16 protein-coding genes are annotated in these 20338 nt (G+C 61.2%); 12 read left to right on the forward strand and 4 right to left on the reverse strand.

The genetic code is table 11. The features are described from left to right. The first annotated feature begins 11 nt into the window (after nt 1-11). From ABIE16_RS11035 to ABIE16_RS11090, 12 genes are all read left to right on the forward strand, one after another. The gene (locus ABIE16_RS11035; protein WP_429521126.1) at nt 12-893 is read left to right on the forward strand and encodes an esterase/lipase family protein; all 882 of its coding nucleotides are present in this window, start codon (nt 12-14) and stop codon (nt 891-893) included. Between the two features lie 106 nt (nt 894-999). Beyond that, nucleotides 1000-1281, forward strand: coding sequence for a peptidylprolyl isomerase (locus ABIE16_RS11040; RefSeq protein ID WP_008051985.1), 282 nt, complete (start codon nt 1000-1002; stop codon nt 1279-1281). Between the two features lie 134 nt (nt 1282-1415). Continuing rightward, nucleotides 1416-3284 carry an extracellular solute-binding protein gene (locus ABIE16_RS11045; RefSeq protein WP_429521127.1) on the forward strand — a complete coding sequence of 623 codons (1869 nt, stop codon included), beginning with the start codon at nt 1416-1418 and terminating at the stop codon, nt 3282-3284. Then, a complete protein-coding gene (locus ABIE16_RS11050) occupies nt 3284-4345 on the forward strand; it encodes a microcin C ABC transporter permease YejB (protein ID WP_429521128.1) in 1062 nt (353 codons plus the stop codon). Before ABIE16_RS11045 ends, ABIE16_RS11050 begins: the two co-directional genes overlap by 1 nt. Next, nucleotides 4345-5367, forward strand: a complete 1023-nt coding sequence (locus ABIE16_RS11055) for an ABC transporter permease (protein ID WP_057714609.1) — start codon at nt 4345-4347, stop codon at nt 5365-5367. The genes ABIE16_RS11050 and ABIE16_RS11055 overlap by 1 nt, the downstream gene beginning before the upstream one ends. 13 nt (nt 5368-5380) lie before the next feature. Continuing rightward, entirely contained in the window at nt 5381-6958 is a 1578-nt protein-coding gene (locus ABIE16_RS11060; RefSeq protein WP_057714606.1) for an ABC transporter ATP-binding protein, read from the forward strand. Nucleotides 6959-7112: 154 nt separating this feature from the next. Next, nucleotides 7113-8528 carry a sigma-54 interaction domain-containing protein gene (locus tag ABIE16_RS11065; RefSeq protein WP_349736621.1) on the forward strand — a complete coding sequence of 472 codons (1416 nt, stop codon included), beginning with the start codon at nt 7113-7115 and terminating at the stop codon, nt 8526-8528. A gap of 286 nt (nt 8529-8814) precedes the next feature. Then, entirely contained in the window at nt 8815-10206 is a 1392-nt protein-coding gene (locus ABIE16_RS11070; RefSeq protein ID WP_090455620.1) for a GntP family permease, read from the forward strand. A gap of 7 nt (nt 10207-10213) precedes the next feature. After that, on the forward strand, nt 10214-10987 hold the full coding sequence (locus ABIE16_RS11075) for a 3-hydroxybutyrate dehydrogenase (RefSeq protein ID WP_090455621.1): 774 nt from the start codon (nt 10214-10216) through the stop codon (nt 10985-10987). Between the two features lie 206 nt (nt 10988-11193). Further along, a complete protein-coding gene (locus tag ABIE16_RS11080; RefSeq protein WP_429521129.1) occupies nt 11194-13149 on the forward strand; it encodes an acetoacetate--CoA ligase in 1956 nt (651 codons plus the stop codon). Nucleotides 13150-13339: 190 nt separating this feature from the next. Continuing rightward, a complete protein-coding gene (locus tag ABIE16_RS11085; RefSeq protein WP_429521130.1) occupies nt 13340-15877 on the forward strand; it encodes a PAS domain-containing protein in 2538 nt (845 codons plus the stop codon). A gap of 65 nt (nt 15878-15942) precedes the next feature. Continuing rightward, nucleotides 15943-16218, forward strand: coding sequence for a peptidylprolyl isomerase (locus ABIE16_RS11090; RefSeq protein ID WP_007898282.1), 276 nt, complete (start codon nt 15943-15945; stop codon nt 16216-16218). Between the two features lie 179 nt (nt 16219-16397). Here the strand turns inward: ABIE16_RS11090 and ABIE16_RS11095 are convergent, their stop codons facing one another. The 4 genes from ABIE16_RS11095 to ABIE16_RS11110 all read right to left on the reverse strand — a co-directional run bounded on the left by ABIE16_RS11095 (nt 16398) and on the right by ABIE16_RS11110 (nt 20057). Beyond that, a complete protein-coding gene (locus ABIE16_RS11095) occupies nt 16398-17333 on the reverse strand; it encodes a sugar kinase (RefSeq protein ID WP_218498187.1) in 936 nt (311 codons plus the stop codon). Nucleotides 17334-17474: 141 nt separating this feature from the next. Continuing rightward, nucleotides 17475-18692, reverse strand: a complete 1218-nt coding sequence (locus ABIE16_RS11100; protein WP_429521131.1) for an amino acid deaminase — start codon at nt 18690-18692, stop codon at nt 17475-17477. Nucleotides 18693-18731: 39 nt separating this feature from the next. Further along, nucleotides 18732-19496: an IclR family transcriptional regulator gene (locus ABIE16_RS11105; RefSeq protein ID WP_429521171.1), complete on the reverse strand. Its 765-nt coding sequence runs from the start codon at nt 19494-19496 to the stop codon at nt 18732-18734. A 171-nt stretch (nt 19497-19667) separates the two neighbouring features. Continuing rightward, complete coding sequence (locus ABIE16_RS11110) at nt 19668-20057, reverse strand: RidA family protein (RefSeq protein ID WP_057714589.1); 390 nt, start codon at nt 20055-20057, stop codon at nt 19668-19670. Nucleotides 20058-20338: the final 281 nt, after the last annotated feature.

Below are 20338 nucleotides of genomic sequence, written 5' to 3' on the forward strand. Positions count from 1 at the left end.
AAGGTATGAACATGCAAAGGAATGCAAGCACTTGTTACCCAATACTGCTGGTCCACGGCCTTTTCGGCTTCGAAAGAATCGGCAAGTTCGAGCTCTTTCACGATATCAGGCAGGCGCTGAGGAACGCCGGAGCCAGGGTGTTCGTTCCCCACTTGTCGGCCATCCATGACAACGAGGTACGCGGAGACCAATTGCTCGCACAGATCGAGCGGGTACTGGAAGGAACCGGTGCACACAAAGTCAACCTCATAGGTCATAGCCAGGGCGCACTGACCGCACGTTATGCCGCGGCGATTGCGCCACACAGCGTGGCATCGGTCACCTCTGTCAGCGGGCCGAACCATGGTTCGGAACTGGCCGACTTCCTGCGCAAGGCATTGACACCGGGCTGCCTGCCGGAACATGTGGCCGAGACAGTGGTGACCCTGTTCGCCGACTTCCTCGCGGCATTAAGCGACAATCAGTATCTACCGCGGAACGCCATTGCCGCCCTCAACGCGCTGACCACCGAAGGCGTAGGCGCATTCAACGACAAATACCCACAAGGACTGCCTACCACCTGGGGTGGCAAGGGGTGCGAACGGGTCAACGGTGTTCATTACTACTCGTGGAGCGGCGTGCTGCCGCCGAATGCGCTCCAAGAAGGGCTTTATGCGCTCGATCCGTTCAACGTCTTCTGTCGAGCCCTTTCCGGTTATTTCGTCACGGAAAGCGAGCAGAACGACGGTTTGGTCGGTCGTTTCAGCTCCCATCTGGGAACGGTTATCCGGTCCGACTATTCACTGGATCATCTGGACACCATTGGCCAGCCGGCCGGTCAACTGCGTAAAGGTGTCAACCCGATTGAACTGTATGTCCAGCACGCCAGGCGCTCGAGGGACGCCGGCCTTTGAGGTGCGACTGCCGCGGATCCCGCGTGGAACGGAACTTTGAGGAGAAATAGCTCACTGAATCCGGTAGGCTCAGCACTTTATCGAGTATTGAAAGGAGTATTTTCCCATGGCTAAAGCCACTGCCCGTCACATCCTTGTTGCCTCCGAAGCCAAGTGCAACGAACTCAAGGCCCAAATCGAGGCTGGCGCCGATTTCGCCGAAGTTGCCAAGGCAAACTCCACCTGCCCTTCCAGCCGCCAGGGCGGTGACCTGGGTTCGTTCGGTCCGGGCCAGATGGTCAAGGAATTCGACACCGTGGTCTTCAGCGCACCGCTCAACGTGGTCCAGGGCCCGGTCAAGACCCAGTTCGGTTTCCACCTGCTGGAAGTGACCAGCCGTCAGGACTGATCGACGCCTGAGCTATTCACACAACGGCCCGCCTATTGGTGGGCCGTTGTGTTTTCAACGTGCAATACGGCTGGCGAGGGACGCGCCGCTAGCGTACAAATTGTCGTTAACGACCTCCGGCTCTAAGGCTGACAATGCGACTGGCTTTCCCTACTTTGCTGTTGACGGCCGTGGCCCTGCTGATGGGTGCCTGGGGCGTGCATGCGGCACCGCAACCGGCAATGACCGTGTACGGCGAACCGGCGAAATACCCTCCCGGCTTCAGTCATTTCGCCTACACCAACCCGCAGGCCCCCAAGGGTGGCACGATGCGGCGATCGGCGATCGAAATCGGTCAGTTCGATCATGTTTTGCCTTACATCGACAAAGGCATCGGCGTTACACAGATTGACGGCTTGATCTACTCGCCACTGGCCCAACGCTCGCTGGACGAACCTTATACCGTTTACGGTCTGGTGGCTGAGAAGATGGAGCGCTCAGAGGACGGCCTGTCCCTGCGCTTTTACCTCAACCCCAAAGCGCGTTTTGCCGATGGCAAACCGATTACCGCCCAAGACGTGCGCTACACCTTCGACCTGCTGATGACCCAGGGCAGCCTGCGCTACCGAACCCAATTCGCCGATGTCAAAAGCGTCGAAGTGGAATCGCCACTGACCATCCGCTTTGATTTCAAGAACAACGAAAATCGCACCCTGCCCCTGGATATCGCAACCTTGCCGGTGTTTCCCGAACACTGGTGGAAGAGCCGCGATTTCGCCGGTGGCGGCGGCTATGAAGCGCCGTTGGGCAGCGGCCCCTATAAAGTCGGCAAGATCGATTCGGGGCGCAGCATCACGTTCGAACGCAATCCCGACTGGTGGGGCAAGGATCTGCCGGTCAGCCGTGGCCTGTACAACTTCGATCATTTCAGCATCGAGTACTTCGGCGATACCGACGTGGCGCGCCAGGTCCTGCGCGGGGGCGCCTATGACTACAACCGGGAATTTTCCGCCACCGCTTACTCCATCGGCTACGAAAGCCCGGCCCTGAGCGATGGTCGCCTGCAAAAAGCCCACCTCGCCACAGAGGCGCCGCAACCGGCCCAGGGTTTTGTGTTCAATCTGCAAAAGCCCCTGTTCCAGGACCGTCGCGTGCGCCAGGCGCTGGTGATGCTGTGGGACTTCGAGTGGAGCAACCGGCAGATGATGCGCGACATGTACATCCGCCAGCAGAGCTTTTTTTCCAATACCGATCTCGCGGCCCGGCAACTGCCGGATGCCGGTGAGCGGGCGATTCTCGAACCGCTGCGCGGGCAGATTCCCGACGAGGTCTTCACCCAGGTGTTCGAGGCGCCGAAGACCGATGGCAGCGGCGTGATTCGTGACAAGCAGTTGCAGGCCCTGGACTTGCTCGAACAGGCCGGCTGGAAACCCGATGGCGACCAACTGGTCAATGCCCACGGCGAACCGCTGAGCTTCACGTTCCTGGTCAGTCAAAACGGCATGGACCGCCTGCTGTTGCCCTATAAACGCACGCTGAAACAGATCGGCATCGACCTGAACATCCGCCGCATCGACTCGTCCCAGTACGTCAATCGCCTGATGAGCCGCGACTACGACATGATCGTCACCGGCTACCCGGTCACCACCTCTCCGGGGGGCGAACTGGTCAATTACTTCGGTTCGGAGGCGGCCACCGACCCTGGCTCCAACAACTACATGGTGTTGAAGAACCCGGCGGTGGACACCCTGATCACCGGGCTGATCCGCGCCAATACCCAGGCTGACATGTTGCATTACGCCCATGCTCTGGACCGGGTGCTGCAATGGAATTACTACTGGATTCCCAACTATTACCCGCCGGGCACCTCAACGGTGTGGTGGAACCGCTTCGGCATCCCGAACGTGCAAGCGAGTAATGACGAAGCCATCGAGAGTTGGTGGGAGATGAGCACCACGCCATTGACCAACCAACAGATGACGGCCGAGCGTATCAGCCGAGGCAAACCCGGAGGGCCGCACTGATGTGGGCTTACATATTGCGGCGTCTGCTGCTGATCATTCCGACGCTGGTGATTATTCTCCTGGTCAACTTTGTCATCGTCCAGGCCGCGCCGGGCGGGCCGGTCGAACAGGCCATCGCGCACCTGCAAGGCATTGGCGGCGCCGCGGTTGGCGGCGGTTCCGGCGAGTCCATGAGCGGCAAATCACGGGCCAGTCGCGGGCTCGACCCGCAGCTGATCAAGGACATTGAAAAACAGTACGGCTTCGACAAACCGGCCCACGAACGCCTCTGGCTAATGCTCACCAGCTACGCGCGCCTGGACTTCGGCAAAAGCTTCTTCCGCGGCGCCACCGTCACCGACCTGATCCTCGAAAAAATGCCCGTGACCATTTCCCTCGGACTCTGGGCGACGCTGATCACCTATCTGGTGTCGATTCCCCTGGGCATCCGCAAGGCCGTGCACCATGGCAGCCAATTCGACATCTGGAGCAGTACCGCGATCATCATTGGCTATGCCATGCCGGCGTTCCTGTTTGCGATGTTTCTGATCGTGATCTTTGCCGGTGGCACTTCGCTGAACTGGTTTCCGGTCCGCGGGCTGGTCTCGGACAACTTCGAATCGCTGTCGACCCTTGGCAAGGTGGCCGACTATTTCTGGCATCTGGTGTTGCCCGTGACCGCCCTGGTGATCGGCGGATTCGCCACGCTGACCATCCTGACCAAGAACTCGTTCCTCAATGAAATCACCAGCCAGTACGTGGTCACCGCCCGGGCCAAGGGCTTGAGTGAACGACGGGTGCTCTACGGGCACGTGTTCCGCAACGCCATGCTGCTGGTGGTGTCGGGCATTCCCCAGGCGTTCATCAGTGTGTTTTTTGCCGGTTCCCTGCTGATCGAGGTGATCTTCTCCCTCGACGGCCTCGGCCGCATGAGCTACGAAGCGGCAGTGTCCCGGGACTATCCGGTGGTGTTCGGCTCGCTGTTCATCTTCACCCTGTTTGGCCTTCTGATAAAACTGGTCGGCGACCTCTGCTACACCCTGGTCGACCCGCGTATCGACTTCGCCGCGAGGAACGCCTGATGCTCAAGCTTTCACCGCTGGCGCGTCGCCGCTTCGAGCGCTTCAAGAAAAACCGTCGGGGCTGGTGGTCGCTCTGGTTGTTTGTCGGCCTGTTCCTGATGACCCTGGGCGGCGAACTGATCGCAAACGACAAACCGTTAGTGGTCAGCTATCAAGGCCAGTGGTACTTCCCGGTCTTCAAGCGCCACACCGAACAGGCCTTCGGCGGGCAACTGCCGTTCCAGGCCGACTACCGCAGCGACTACGTGCAGAAACTGATCAAGAAGGATGGCGGCTGGTTGCTGTTTCCACCGATTCCGTTCAGTGACGACACCCCCAACTACGACCTGAACAAGCCTGCCCCCAGCCCACCCTCCAGCGTCAATTGGCTGGGCACCGACGACCAGGCACGGGACGTTCTGGCCCGGGTGATCTTCGGTGCCCGGGTGTCGATCCTGTTTGCCTTGATGCTGACCTTTGTCAGTGCCCTGATCGGCATCGCGGCCGGAGCCCTGCAAGGCTATTACGGCGGCTGGGTGGATTTGCTCGGCCAGCGTCTGCTGGAGGTGTGGTCCGGGTTGCCGGTGCTGTACCTGCTGATCATCCTGTCGGGCTTCGTCGAGCCGAATTTCTGGTGGCTGCTGGGAATCATGGCGCTGTTTTCATGGCTGGCCCTGGTGGACGTGGTGCGCGCCGAGTTCCTGCGCGGGCGCAACCTGGAATACGTCAAGGCCGCGCGCGCGCTGGGCCTGACCGACCGCAAAGTCATCGTGCGGCACATTCTGCCCAACGCCATGAACGCGACCTTGAGCTACTTGCCGTTCATTCTGACCGGGGCGATTTCCACCCTGACGGCGCTGGACTTCCTCGGCTTCGGCATGCCTGCCGGCAGCGCTTCCCTGGGTGAACTGATCGGTCAGGGCAAGCAAAACCTGCAAGCGCCATGGCTGGGCCTGACGGCGTTCTTCACCCTGGCGCTGATTCTTTCTTTACTGGTGTTCATTGGCGAAGCACTGCGCGACGCTTTTGACCCCCGATCTTGATGCGGATGTTGATATGACCAACCTGATCGAAATCCGTGACCTCAGCGTGGCCTTCAGTGGCCAGACCGTGGTGCGCAATCTGTGCCTGGACATCCGCCCCGGCGAATGCCTGGCGCTGGTGGGCGAATCGGGCTCGGGCAAGTCGGTGACGGCCCACTCGATCCTGCAACTGCTGCCGCAAACCGATACCGAGACGACAGGCAGCATCCGCTATCGCGGCCAGGAACTGGTGGGCGCCGATGCCGGCAAGTTGCGCAAACTGCGCGGCAATCGCATCGCGATGATCTTCCAGGAGCCGATGACCTCCCTCAACCCGCTGCACAGCATCGAAAAACAGATCGGTGAAACCTTGCTGGTGCACAAAGGCCTGGCGGGCAAGGCGGCGCAAGCGCGGATCCTCGAATTGTTGCATCTGGTAGGCATCCAGAAACCCGAAGAGCGCCTCAAGGCCTATCCCCATCAATTGTCTGGCGGGCAGCGCCAACGGGTGATGATCGCCATGGCCCTGGCGTGTGAACCGGAACTGCTGATTGCCGACGAACCGACCACCGCGCTGGATGTGACGGTGCAGCGCAAAATCCTGCTGCTGCTCAAATCCCTCCAACAGCGGCTGGGCATGTCGCTGCTACTGATCAGCCATGACCTCAATCTGGTGCGCAGCATCGCCCAGCGCGTGTGCGTTATGAAGGCCGGGGAAATCGTCGAGCAGGCGCCGTGCGAAACCCTGTTCACCGAACCCAGGCACCCTTATAGCTGCATACTGCTGCACGCCGAACCCGAGGGCGAAGCCTTGCCCCGGGACGAGCGCGAAAACGTACTGGAGGTGGACAACCTGCAGGTGCGGTTTCCCGTCGGTGGTGGCCTGTTTCAGCGCAAGACCTGGCTGCGTGCAGTGGATGGCATCAGCCTGAATATCCAACGCGGCAAGACCCTGGGCATCGTCGGCGAGTCCGGTTCGGGAAAGTCCACCCTTGGCCAGGCGATCCTGCGTTTGCTCGACTCCGAAGGCGGTATTCGCTTTCAAGGCCAGGCGCTGGACGGCCTGACGCAAAAACAGCTACGGCCGTGGCGCAAGAAGATGCAGGTGGTGTTCCAGGACCCTTTCGGCAGCCTCAGCCCGCGAATGTCGGTCGCGCAGATCATCAGCGAAGGCCTGGAGGTGCACAGCCAGTTGAGCACTGAAGAGTGCAATGCCGAAGTGATCCGGGCACTGAACGAAGTCGGCCTTGACCCCCAAAGTCGCCATCGCTATCCCCACGAGTTCTCTGGCGGGCAGCGTCAACGTATCGCCATCGCCCGGGCGCTGGTGCTGAAACCGGCACTGATCCTGCTCGACGAACCAACCTCGGCGCTGGACCGCACGGTGCAAAAACAAGTGGTCGCCCTGCTCCGTCAGCTTCAGGAAAAGTACGGATTGACCTATCTGTTCATCAGTCATGATCTGGCAGTGGTGCGCGCCCTGGCCCACGACATGATCGTGATCAAGGACGGAAAAGTGGTGGAACGCGGCGCCAGCCATGAGGTGTTTGACTCACCGCAGCATCCGTACACCAAGGAGCTATTGGCGGCGGCGATGTTGGGGCAGGCATAATCTGGCCGTTAAACCGCATCGCGGCCATCGTCGGAACGCCGCCCGGAGCAAGCTCGCTCCCACAGGGGATTTGTGAACGACACAGATCAACTGTGGGAGCGAGCTTGCTCGCGATGAGGCCACCACAAGCAATACACAATCAGGATCAGTGTCCATGAACACCACCGAAAGCCTCAAGGACTACCAGCGCGTTCGCTTGCTGGCGATCCGTTCGCTGTTCGAAATCATCGAACAATCAAGCGAGGGCACGGTGATTGTCGACCGCGATGCCAACATCGTCTGGATGAATGAGCGGTATGCCCGGCGCTTCGGCCTGCAATCGGCGGAAGTTGCGATCGGCAAGCCCTGCGAAAGCGTGATCCCCGGCAGCCTGCTGCGTGAGGTGGTACGCACCGGCCGGCCGATTCTGCTGGATATGCAAGACACCTCCAAAGAACCGCTGGTGGTCATGCGCCTGCCGATTCACGACGATGCCGGCGTAGTCATCGGCGCCATCGGTTTCGCCCTGTTCGACGAGTTGCGTAGCCTGTCACCGATGCTCAAGCGCTATATGAGCATGCAGGAAGAACTGGCCTCCACCCGCTCGCTGCTGCGGGCGCGGCAGACCAGATACAACTTCGCCCATTTCATCGGCACCAGCGCCGCCAGCCTGGAAGTCAAACGCCGCGCCCGGCGCAGTGCGAGCACCGAATCGCCGGTATTGCTGCTCGGCGAGACCGGCACCGGCAAAGAGTTGCTGGCCCAGGCGATCCACAACGCCTCGCCCCGCGCGCACAAGGCGTTTGTCAGTATCAACAGCGCGGCGATTCCCGAATCGCTGCTGGAAGCCGAATTCTTCGGCACCGCCCCAGGCGCGTTTACCGGTGCCGACCGCAAGGGCCGCGCCGGCAAATTGCAGATCGCTCAGGGCGGCACGTTGTTCCTCGACGAAATCGGTGACATGCCGCTGCCCCTGCAAAGCAAACTGCTGCGTGTGCTGCAGGAAAAGGAATTCGAGCCGGTGGGCTCCAACGAAGTGATCCAGAGCGATGTGCGGGTGATCGCCGCGACCTCTACGGACCTGGAAGCCGCGATCAAGCGCGGCGAATTCCGCGCCGACTTGTACTACCGGCTCAACGTGCTGCCGATCCAGGTTCCGCCCCTGCGTGACCGCCTCGATGACGTGCCGGCGCTCAGTGAGGCCATTCTCGAAGAACTGCGCAGCCAGCATGAATTGCACCATGAAGCCCTGGAACTGCTGGGGCAACACGCCTGGCCGGGGAACATCCGGGAGCTGCGCAATGTGTTGGAGCGGGCCGCGCTGCTCAGTGATGATTTGCGCCTGACGGTGGCGGACATCCGCGGGGCGATCGGTACATTCATACCGGTGGAACGCGTGGCGCCCTTGACCATCGAACCGCTTGCCCACGAGACGTTCAGTGTGGCGCGGGAGCGATTTGACCGGCAATTGATCGAAACCACCCTCGCGCAATGCGGGGGCAAGGTGGTTGATGCGGCGGCGCGGCTGGGGCTGGGGCGGTCGACGTTGTACAAGAAAATGGCGGCGCTGGGGATTGCCGAGTCTCAATAGAGAGACAGCAATCTCCATTGATAGATAGATCATCGCGAGCAAGCTCGCTCCCACATTAGACCTTGTTCTACTGAACTACTCCGTCCCCCTGTGGGAGCGAGCTCGCTCGCGATGAGGCCAGCACCATCGCCAAAAGTCTCGAATTAGAGACAAAGCATTCGAACTCAACCCTCGCAAATCAAATATATCCTTATATTTCAATAACTTAGCAAGATGGCACAAAACTCGCTATACGCCTCTCCCACCAGGCTTCACCCAACAAAAATAACAACCCAGGAGACACACCATGAGTGTGATCATTGCCTTGGCAGCCCTCGCGCTGCTGATGCTGGCTGCCTACCGTGGCTACAGCGTTATCCTTTTTGCCCCGATTGCCGCCCTCGGCGCTGTCCTGCTGACTGACCCGTCTGCCGTCGCCCCCGCTTTCACCGGGGTGTTCATGGAAAAAATGGTTGGCTTCATCAAGCTGTATTTCCCGGTGTTCCTGCTCGGCGCGGTGTTCGGCAAGCTGATCGAACTGTCCGGTTTCTCGCGCTCCATCGTCGCGGCAGCCATTCGCCTGCTCGGCACCCGCCAGGCGATGCTGGTGATCGTGCTGGTCTGCGCCCTGCTGACCTACGGCGGCGTATCGTTGTTTGTGGTGGTGTTCGCGGTCTATCCGTTTGCCGCTGAAATGTTCCGCCAGAGCAACATCCCCAAGCGACTGATCCCGGCGACCATTGCACTGGGCGCCTTCTCGTTCACCATGGACGCTCTGCCCGGCACGCCACAAATCCAGAACATCATCCCCAGCACCTTCTTCAACACCACCGCCTGGGCAGCGCCGTGGCTGGGCGTGATCGGCACGATCTTCGTGTTCTGCGCCGGCATGCTGTTTCTCCAGCGCCAGCGCAACAAGGCCCAGCGTACCGGTGAAGGCTATGGTTCGGACCTGCGCAACGAGCCGGAAACCGCCCCCGACCTGAAGCTGCCCAACCCCTGGCTGGCGCTGTCGCCACTGCTGGCGGTGGGCATCATGAACCTGCTGTTCACCCACTGGATTCCGCAGGTGTACGGCAAGACCCACAGCCTCGCGCTGCCGGGCATGGCCACGCCGGTGACCACGGAAATCGCCAAGCTCACGGCGATCTGGGCGGTACAGGCAGCCTTGCTGGTCGGCATCCTCATGGTGCTGGTGTTCGGCTACAAGGCGATCAGCCGCAAGCTGGCCGAAGGCAGTAAAAGTGCGGTCAGCGGTGCCTTGCTGGCGGCGATGAACACGGCCTCGGAATACGGTTTCGGCGCGGTGATCGCGTCCCTGCCGGGTTTCCTGGTACTGGCCGACTGGCTCAAGAGCATTCCCAACCCACTGGTCAACGAAGCGATTACCGTGACTCTGCTGGCCGGCATCACCGGTTCCGCCTCGGGCGGCATGAGCATCGCGCTGGCGGCGATGTCCGAGCAGTTCATCAGCGCAGCCCATGCGGCGAACATTCCGCTGGAAGTGTTGCACCGGGTCGCCGCGATGGCCAGCGGCGGTATGGACACCCTGCCGCACAATGGCGCGGTGATTACCCTGCTGGCGGTCACCGGGCTGACCCACCGCGAAGCTTACAAAGATATTTTCTGTATTACGCTGATCAAGACCCTGGCGGTTTTCGTGGTGATCGGCACTTTCTACGCCACTGGCATTGTGTGAGGTATTCATGACGACTCTTTCGGGCAAGACCGCACTGGTCACCGGATCCACCAGCGGCATCGGCCTGGGGATCGCCCTCAGCCTGGCCAAGGCCGGGGCCAACCTGATCCTCAACGGCTTTGGCGATGCCTCCCAAGTGATCGCCCAGGTGCAACAGTTCGGGGGCAAGGTCGGCCATCACCCGGCCGATGTCAGCGATCCGGCGCAAATTGCCGACATGATTGCCTACGCCGAGCGCGAGTTCGGCGGCGTCGACATCTTGGTCAACAACGCTGGCATTCAACACGTGGCAGCAGTGGATGAGTTTCCGGTGGAGCGCTGGGATTCGATCATCGCCATCAACCTGTCGTCGGTGTTCCACAGCACCCGCTTGAGCCTGCCGGGCATGCGCGCCAAGGGCTGGGGCCGGGTGATCAACATTGCGTCAGTGCATGGTCTGGTCGGTTCGGTGGGCAAGTCAGCCTATGTCGCCGCCAAGCATGGGGTGATCGGCTTGACCAAAGTGGTCGCGCTGGAAACCGCAACCACCCAGGTCACCTGCAACGCAATCTGCCCAGGCTGGGTATTGACGCCGCTGGTGCAAAAGCAGATTGATGATCGTGCCGCCAGTGGAGTTGACCCGCAGCAGGCGCAGCACGATTTGCTCGCTGAAAAGCAGCCATCGCTGGAATTCGTGACACCGCCGCAACTGGGTGAACTGGTGCTGTTCCTGTGCAGCGAAGCCGGCAGCCAGGTGCGGGGCGCGGCGTGGAATGTTGATGGTGGGTGGTTGGCGCAGTGACTGGCTGATAGACCCTTGTGGCGAGGGAGCTTGCCCCCGTTGGGTGGCGAAGCCGCCCCAAAAACTCACAGACGATTCAGGTTGTCTGATTTTACGACTGCTTCGCAGCCGAACGGGGGCAAGCCCCCTCGCCACACAAGCTCCCTCGCCACAAAAGCCGGCGCCACATCAGCCTGTGTGAAGGCATAAAAAAGAAGAGGCAAACCATGTCCGACATCCTCTGGCAACCCGACGCCAAACGCATTGGCAAGACCCGCATGGAAGCCTTTCGGCGCTTCATCAATCAGCGACACCACCTCAAGATCGACGACTACCCTGCCCTGCACCAGTGGTCCATCGATCAGCGCCCGGACTTCTGGCAGGCCATCGTCGACTTCTTCGACATCCGCTTCCACGAGCAACCCGACGCCGTGCTGCTCGAAGGCCCCCGGATGCCCAGCGCCCAATGGTTCCCCGGTGCAACGCTGAACTTTGCCGAACACCTGCTACAGCGTCGCGACGATGCGATCGCCGTGATAGCCGTCGGCGAAAACGGTCAGCGTGAACATTTGACCTGGGCTGAACTCGCCGAACAGGTCGCCGGTTTTCAGAATGGCTTGATCGCCGCCGGCGTCGGTGTGGGTGACCGGGTCGCCGCGTGCATGCCCAACACCTGGCAGACACTGGTGGCCATGCTCGCCACCACCAGCCTTGGCGCTATCTGGTCCTGCTCCTCACCGGACTTCGGCACCCAAGGGGTGGTTGACCGTTTCGGTCAGATCGAACCGAAAGTACTGGTGACCTGCGCCGGCTACCGCTATGCCGGCAAGGAGATCGACCAGACCGCCAAGGTCAACGAGATCCTCCAGCGTCTGCCTTCGCTGCAACAGCTGATCGTCGTGCCTTACGCTCGGCCACAGGCGCACATCGAAGAATTCCACACCCAGGCCAACGTGACGCTGTGGGACGATTTCTACGAACCCGGCGGCGAGCCGGATTTCGTCCCCGTGCCCTTCGCCCACCCGCTGTACATCCTCTACTCCAGCGGCACCACCGGCGTGCCCAAATGCATCATCCACAGCACCGGCGGCGTGTTGCTGCAACACGTCAAGGAACACGGCCTGCATGGCGATCTAGGCCCCGGTGAACGGTTGTTCTACTACACCACCTGCGGCTGGATGATGTGGAACTGGTTGGTGTCGGCACTGGCCACCGGCAGCTCCGTGGTGCTGTACGATGGCTCACCGTTCCAGCCCGAGCCACAACGCTTGATCGACCTGATCGACGACGAACGCATCAGCGTCTTCGGCACCAGTCCCAAATACCTCGCAACCCTGGAAAGCAGCGGTATCAAGCCCCGTGAAAGTCATGACCTGAGCAGCCTCAAGACGTTGCTTTGCACCGGCTCGGCGCTGTCGCCGCACAGTTACGACTTCGTCTATCGCGACTTCAAGGCTGACGTGTGCCTGGCCTCGATGTCCGGCGGCACCGACATCGTCTCGTGCTTCGTCAACGGCAACCCGATGTCGCCCGTGCGGCGCGGCGAAATCATGGGCAAGAGCCTGGGCATGGCCGTTGAAGTGTGGAACGACGAAGGCCACCCGGTGATCGGTGAAAAAGGCGAACTGGTCTGCACCCGGCATTTCCCGGCGATGCCCATTGGCCTGTGGAACGATCCTGATGGCGAAAAACTGCGCAAATCCTATTTCAGCCTGTTCCCCGGCGTCTGGGCCCAAGGTGATTACGCCGAACAGCTGACCCATGGCGCAATGATGATCCACGGTCGCTCGGATGCCGTTCTCAACCCCGGCGGCGTGCGCATCGGCACGGCGGAAATCTATCGCCAGGTGGAGAAAGTTCCCCAGGTGCTCGACTGCGTGGCGATCGGTCAGCAGTGGCAGGACGACGTGCGGGTGGTGCTGTTCGTGCGCTTGCGCGACGGGCTCGAACTGGACGAGGCCCTGCAACAGCAGATCCGCCAGGTGATTCGCGCCAATACCACGCCGCGTCATGTGCCGGCGAAGATTGTGGCAGTGACGGACATTCCCCGGACCATCAGCGGCAAGGTCGTTGAGTTGGCGGTACGCAATGTGGTGCATGGGCAGAAAGTGAAGAACACTGATGCCTTGGCCAATCCCGAGGCGCTGGAGCAATTTCGTGACCGGCCCGAACTGATGGATTGAAATGGGATTACCTGTGGGAGCGAGCTTGCTCGCGATAGCGGAGTGTCAGTTCACATCAATGCAACGTGACCCGACGCCATCGCGAGCAAGCTCGCTCCCACAGTAACCGCTCAAGCCTTCGAATCAACCTGCACCTATCACCTGTGCAAGAATAGTCCCAGCCAAAGCGACTCATGTGCAGGACTCCCAGATGAACGCAATACCAACCGCCAGCGATGCCCAGGCCTTGATCGCCCGAATCGACTGGGCGAGCAGCCCGCTGGGCGCTGCCAGCACTTGGCCACAAAGCCTGCGAACCGCCGTGGACATCGTCATTCACTCACCGATGCCGATGCTGCTGTTATGGGGCCCGCAACTGACGCAAATCTACAACGACGGCTTCGCCCTGCTCGCCGGGAACAAGCATCCGCACGCTTTCGGACAACCGACACACCTGATCTGGCCAGAGTTGCAAGACTTCACCGACCCGATCTACAGCGCCGTCCTGCAAGGTCAGGTGCGCACCTACAGCGAGCAGCGCTTTACCCTGCAACGCGGGGGCCAGGAGTCTGACTTCTGGCTCGACCTGACCTACAGCCCGATCCGCGACGAAGGTGCCCAGGTGTCCGGGATCCTGGTCACCGCCATCGAAACCAACGAACGCCGGCGTATCGCCCTCGAACTCGAACAGCGCTCGGCGGCCAGCCTCAAGGCCCAGCGTGAAACCGAGGAACGCCTGCAACTGGCCCTCGCCGCCACCGATGCGGTCGGTACCTGGGACTGGGACATCAGCGAGGACCGTTTCATCGCCGATGCGCATTTTGCCCAACTGCATGGCATCGACCCGGCCATGGCCAGCCAATTGCCGATCAGTGAATACCTGCACGGCGTACACCCCGAAGACCGCGCCCTGATCGCCCGCAGCATCAAGCATTGCATCACCCATGGCACCGAATACGCCGAGGAGTATCGCCTGCTGCAAACCGACGGCCAGATGCGCTGGGTATTTGCCCGCGGTCGCTGCTACAAGGATCACCATGGCCGGCCGGTGCGCTTCCTCGGCGCCGCCCTGGACCTGACCGAGCGCAAACACACCGAACAGGCCCTGCGCCAGAGCCAGACCGAGCTGCAACTGATCATCAACGCCATGCCGGTCCTGATCAGCTACGTCGACCGCGAAGAACGCTTTCGCCTGAACAATGCGGCGTACCTCGACTGGTACGGGCTGACGCCGCAAGAACTTTACGGGCGAACCATTCTTGAGGTGCTCGGCGAAGAAGCCTATGCGCTGCGCGCCCCGCACATCAAGGAAGCGCTGTCCGGCAGGCCGTGCTGTTTCAGCATCAGCACGCCACACCGCGACGGCAGCATCCGCCAGGCCTTGATGAATTACCTGCCACGCCACGGCGCGGATGGCGCCGTGAACGGTTTCTACATCTTTGTGATCGACGAAACCGAGCGCAAAAAGACCGAAGAAGCCCTGCGTAACCTCAACGAAACCCTTGAAGAACGGGTTGCCGCCCGCACCCGCCAACTGGCCGAAGCCAACGAGCGCCTGCAAAACGAGATGTTCGAGCGCGAACGTGCCGAAGACGCCTTGCGCCATGCGCAGAAAATGGAAGCGGTCGGCCAGCTTACCGGCGGCATCGCCCATGACTTCAACAACATGCTCACCGGCATCATCGGCAGCCTCGACCTGATGCAACGCTACATTGCCGACGGCCGCGCCAGCGAGATCGGTCGATTCACCGAAGCGGCCGTGTCCTCGGCCAACCGCGCCGCCGCCCTCACCCATCGCCTGCTGGCGTTCTCCCGCCGCCAATCACTCAATCGCAAGCCGCTCAACCCCAACGAGCTGATCCACTCTCTGGAAGACTTGTTCAGGCGCACCAAGGGCGACCATATCGAGCTCGACCTGCAACTGGCCGAGAACATCTGGCGGGTCAACACCGATGTCAGCCAACTGGAAAACGCCCTGCTCAACCTGGTGATCAACGCCCGGGACGCCATGCCCGATGGCGGCGAGTTGCAGATCGAAACGGCCAACGTGTACCTCGACGGCAGTGACATGACGACCCTGGAACCGGTCAAGGCCGGTGACTACGTGATGATTGCCGTCAGCGACAACGGCACCGGCATGACGCCCTCGGTGCTGGCCAAGGCATTCGACCCGTTCTTCACCACCAAGCCCATCGGCCAGGGCACCGGTTTGGGCTTGTCGATGATTTACGGTTTCGCCCAGCAATCGGGGGGCCACGTCAGTCTGTTCAGCCTGCCGGGACGGGGCACCAGCGTGCGTTTGTACCTTCCGCGCCTGCATTCGACCGAGTCGGAAAAAGTTTTGTCGCCCGTCATCGGCGAGGCACCGGCGGCCATTGCCGGCGAAACCGTGATGCTGGTCGAGGACGATGCGGCGGTGCGCATGCTGGTATTGGACCTGCTCAATGAGCTCGGTTACCGAGCCCATGAAGCCGAAGATGCCAAGGGCGCCCTGCCGCTGCTGGAGTCGGACCTGCGAGTGGACCTGCTGGTGACGGACGTCGGGTTGCCGGGCATGAACGGCCGCCAACTGGCGGAAATCGCCCGTCAGCATCGTCCCGAACTGAAAGTGCTGTTCATGACCGGTTACGCCGAGATCGCCGCCGAGCGCCAGGGTTTTCTCGAAGAGGGCATGGACATGGTAGCCAAGCCGTTTTCCATCGATCTGCTGGCCAACAAGATTCGCACGATGATCAGTCAACCGGACTGAGTTGAGGCATAATCGCGCGCCCCCACTGCCGCCCACATAGCCACCACCGTTGCAAGGTACCGCCAATGAAAGCTCAAGCCCGCCATATTCTGGTGAAAACCTCGGAAGAAGCCGAGCAGCTCAAACAACGCATCGCCAAGGGCGAAGCGTTCGACGTGCTGGCCAAGAAGTATTCGACCTGCCCATCGGGCAAGCGCGGCGGCGATCTCGGTGAAGTGCGGCCGGGACAGATGGTCGGCGTGATTGATGCGGTGATCTTCAAGAAACCGCTGCGGGTGGTGCATGGGCCGATCAAGAGCAAGTTCGGGTATCACCTGGTGCAGGTGTTTTACCGGGATTGAGTGGCTGGTCAGGCCCCTGTGGCGAGGGGGCTTGCCCCCGTTCGAGTGCGCAGCACTCGTGAGTTCGCTGCACTCGGCATGTCAGATAAATCCGGTAGACAGGGTTTGGGGCTGCTTCGCAGCCCAACGGGGGCAAGCCCCCTCGCCACAAAGCCCCCCCTCGCCCCAGTTAATGCATTTCAATCTCTGGGAATCAGCGCCCCCGGCACCTGAATCACCCGGCTCGCCAACCGATGCCCGGCCTCGGCGGCTTGCGAAGGGCTGCCGCCCTTGAGCCGCGAAGCCAGATACGCCGCGCTGAACGAATCCCCCGCCGCCGTGGTGTCCACCACCCGCTCGACCTTCTGCGCCGGCACTTCGAACGACTCTCCATCACAACGAATCAGGCACGCTTGTGCGCCGCGCTTGAGCACCACTTCCGGCGTACCGATCTGCTCATACGCGGCAAACACCGCGTCACCATCGGCATAACCAAACAACGCCTGTTCGTCATCCACCGTCAGCAACGCCAGGTCGACATACGCCAGCACACTGCGATATGCCGCCCGGGCGTCCTCGACCGATGCCCACAGCCGTGGCCGGTAGTTGTTGTCGAACACGATTCGCGCATCGCGCTGGCGGGCTTCGATCAGGGTTTCCAGCAGTTTTTCCCGACCTTGCGCACCGAGTACCGCCAGGGTGATGCCGCTGAAGTACAGCACATCATAATCCGGAAGCGCGGCGAGAATCGGCGCGGCGGCCGGGGTGGTGAAGCAATCGCGGACGGCCGCTTCGTTGCGCCAGTACAGGAAGCGTCGCTCACCGGCAGCGTCAGTCTGGATGCAATACAAACCCGGCAGGCGTCCGGGCAGACGCTGGACCATGGCGAGCCCGATATTTTCCGCCGCCCAACTCTGGCACATCGCGTCGCTGAAACTGTCATCGCCCAGGGCGGTGACGTAGTCCACGGAGCCGTCCTCTCCCAGTTCCCGGGACAGGTACACGGCCGTGTTCAATGTATCGCCGCCGAAGCTCTGTTGCAGGCTGCCGTCGGCGCGATGCTGCAACTCGATCATGCACTCGCCGATCAGGGCGATGCGTGGAGTGTTGGGGCCCAGGGTGTTGATGGTGTTCATTGTTGTGGGGTCTCTGGTGTTTCGGTGTTGTCTGGTTTGGCCTCATCGCGAGCAAGCTCGCTCCCACATTGGATCTTCGGTGTACACAAAACCCTGTGGGAGCGAGCTTGCTCGCGATGGCCGCAACTCGATCTCAAACCCTTAGAAACAGGTTTCCATCGTCTCGATGACGTTCAGTTGCTCATCCACCAGGCAACCGACACGCCACTTGTCGAACGTCAGGCACGGGTGCGAAGTGCCAAACGAAATGATGTCGCCCACCCGCAGATCAACCCCCGGTGCCACGGTCATGAACGCATGCTGGTCCATCACTGCAGTCACCTTGCAGACGCTCACATCATCGCCTTTGGCCGGCACGGCGCCCGCCTTGTAACGCAGCAATGGCACCGGTAAACCGGCGTCGTAGGCCACGTCGCGCTTGCCCAGGGCAATCACCGCAAACCCCGGCTCCGGCAGCGACTGCACGTGCGCCCACACCTCCAGCGCCGGACGCAGGCCTTCGTGCAGGTCGCTGCGACGGTCGAGCACGCAGCACTGCGCTTCCTTGTAGATGCCATGGTCATGGGCCACGTAACTGCCGGGACGCAGCACGCTGAGGAAACGCCCGGCGGCGTTCTGTGCTTCAAACGACTCGGCAATCAGGTCATACCAGGCCGAACCCGACGCGGTGATGATCGGCTTGGGGATGGCGAAGGCACCGCTGTCCTGCAACTGCACCGCCAGGCGCACCAGTGATGCGGCGAAATCGCGGATACCGGTCACCGCGTGATCGCCGTGGATCACCCCTTCGTAGCCTTCGATCCCGGTCAGGGCCAGCGCCGGTTGCGCGGCGATGGCCTTGGCCAGGTCGAGCACTTGCTGCTCGCTGCGGCAACCGCAGCGACCACCGACCACGCCGTATTCGATCATGACGTTCAAACGCACGCCACGGGAGGCGAAATAGACACCGAGGTCGGCTACGTTGTCCGGGTGATCGACCATGCAATAGAAGTCGAACGTCGGGTCGGCCAGCAGGTCGGCAATCAGCGCCATGTTCGGCGTACCGACCAACTGGTTGGCCATCAGCACCCGGCGCACACCATGAGCGTAGGCCGCACGGGTTTGGGTGGCGCTGGCCAGGGTGATGCCCCAGGCACCGGCGTCCAGTTGGCGCCGGAACAGCGCCGGGGTCATGCTGGTTTTGCCATGGGGCGCGAGTTCCGCTCCGCTGTCGCTGACGAACGCCTGCATCCAGCGAATGTTGTGTTCCAGCGCCTCGCGGTGCAGTACCAGCGCAGGCAGGCTGACGTCACGCACCAGGCTGGCGCCCTTGGGTGCGGTGCCTTTTTCCACGGCGGCGGTATTGGGGGCAGAAGACATGGTCGAACTCCTCGTTCACGCGGCCGCAGGCAGCCGCTGTTATTCGTTGATGCGACGGGCCAGGCTATTGGCGCTTTCGATCAGCACCCGGCGGTAGTCGTTGTAGTTGTTCTTGGCATCGGCCCGGGGGGCGACGATGCACAGGGTCGCGATGGCCACGCCGTTGGGTTCTTTGACCGGTGCGGCGAAGCAATGGGTAAAGGTGTCGGCGACGCTATCGAAGGAAAAGAAACCATCGATTCCGGCCTGGCGGATTTCCTTGAGAAACTGCGCAAGTTCCAAGCGTTCGCCATTGGGCAGGATGAAGTCGTCGTGGTCGATCAGGTCGACGATTGCCTGGTCGCTCAGGTGCGCCAGCAGCAAGCGCCCGGATGCGGTCCAGGGGATGGGCGCGTTTTCACCGATGTCCGAGGAAATGCGGAAATGCCGCTCCCCCTCCTTCATCAGCGCAACGGTGTACTTGCGCCCGTTGAGCAGGCACATCTGCGCCGTTTCACGGGTCTGGCTGACGATTTCCTGCAAGGCGTGATCGGCCTCGCGAGTCAGGTCGAAATGTCGCAGGTGTGCCTGCCCGAGAAAGTACAACTGGCGACCGAGGTAGACATGACCGTCCTTGCCCACCGGCTCCAGGATGCGTCGTTCCAGCAGCGAGGCCACCAGTTCGTAGACCGTGGATTTGGGGCTGCCGATGCCGCTGGCGATGTCGTTCGGACGCAGGGGCTGGCCGATCTCCTTGAGGAAATCGAGGATATCGAACGCCCGGTCCAGCCCGCGTGCCCGGCGCTTGATGGTGTCTTCGGTCATTTCAGTGGTTCCCATTCATGGTCGCCTGGAGTTTACCCAGTGTGCCGCGCTCACCGTTAGGCCGCCTTCGCGGGCAAGCCCGCTCCCACAGGGAATGGTCGTGTGTCTGCAATCTGTGGCAGCACACAAACCTGTGGGAGCGTGGCTTGCCCGCGATGGGCGCGACTCGGTTCAAGCCTTTTTCTTGTACGCAATGCAGTCGATCTCGACCTTGCAGTCGACCATCATGTTCGCCTGCACACAGGCCCGCGCCGGGGCATGTTCTGGCTTGAAGTACTCGGAGAACACCTTGTTGAAGCTCCAGAAATCCCGCGGGTCTTCCAGCCACACGCCGGTACGCACCACGTCTTCAAGGCCATAACCGGCCTCTTCAAGGATAGCGATCAGGTTCTTCATGGTCTGGTGAGTCTGCTCGACGATACCACCGACAATGATCTCGCCATCCAGCGCCGGCACCTGGCCGGACACGTGCAGCCAGCCATCGGCTTCGACAGCGCGGGCGAATGGACGAGGCTGACCACCCCCGGCGGTGCTGCCGGTGCCGTAACGAGTAATGCTCATGGGTGTTTCTCCTGACTGGAAGTTATTGTTCCGCTATAGCGGAATTAATTGTGCAATAACGGAATAAGCGGCAGAAAGTGTGCCACAGGATGTGGAGGGAATGTGAGAGGGATTGAAGTTTGTTTTGAATCAGAGGGACGGGTATCTGGTTCTCAATTGGGTGCACATGACCCCACTCGAAGCAACACCCGCGACTCAGAGCAGCTTCATTGGACAACCGCCCACCCGACTGCTTTATTCTATGTTCAGGAAATTACCGGTTTTAGCAGCCGTGACGTGTT

Source organism: Pseudomonas sp. 2725, assembly GCF_050434585.1.
GTDB classification, from domain to species: domain Bacteria; phylum Pseudomonadota; class Gammaproteobacteria; order Pseudomonadales; family Pseudomonadaceae; genus Aquipseudomonas; species Aquipseudomonas jessenii.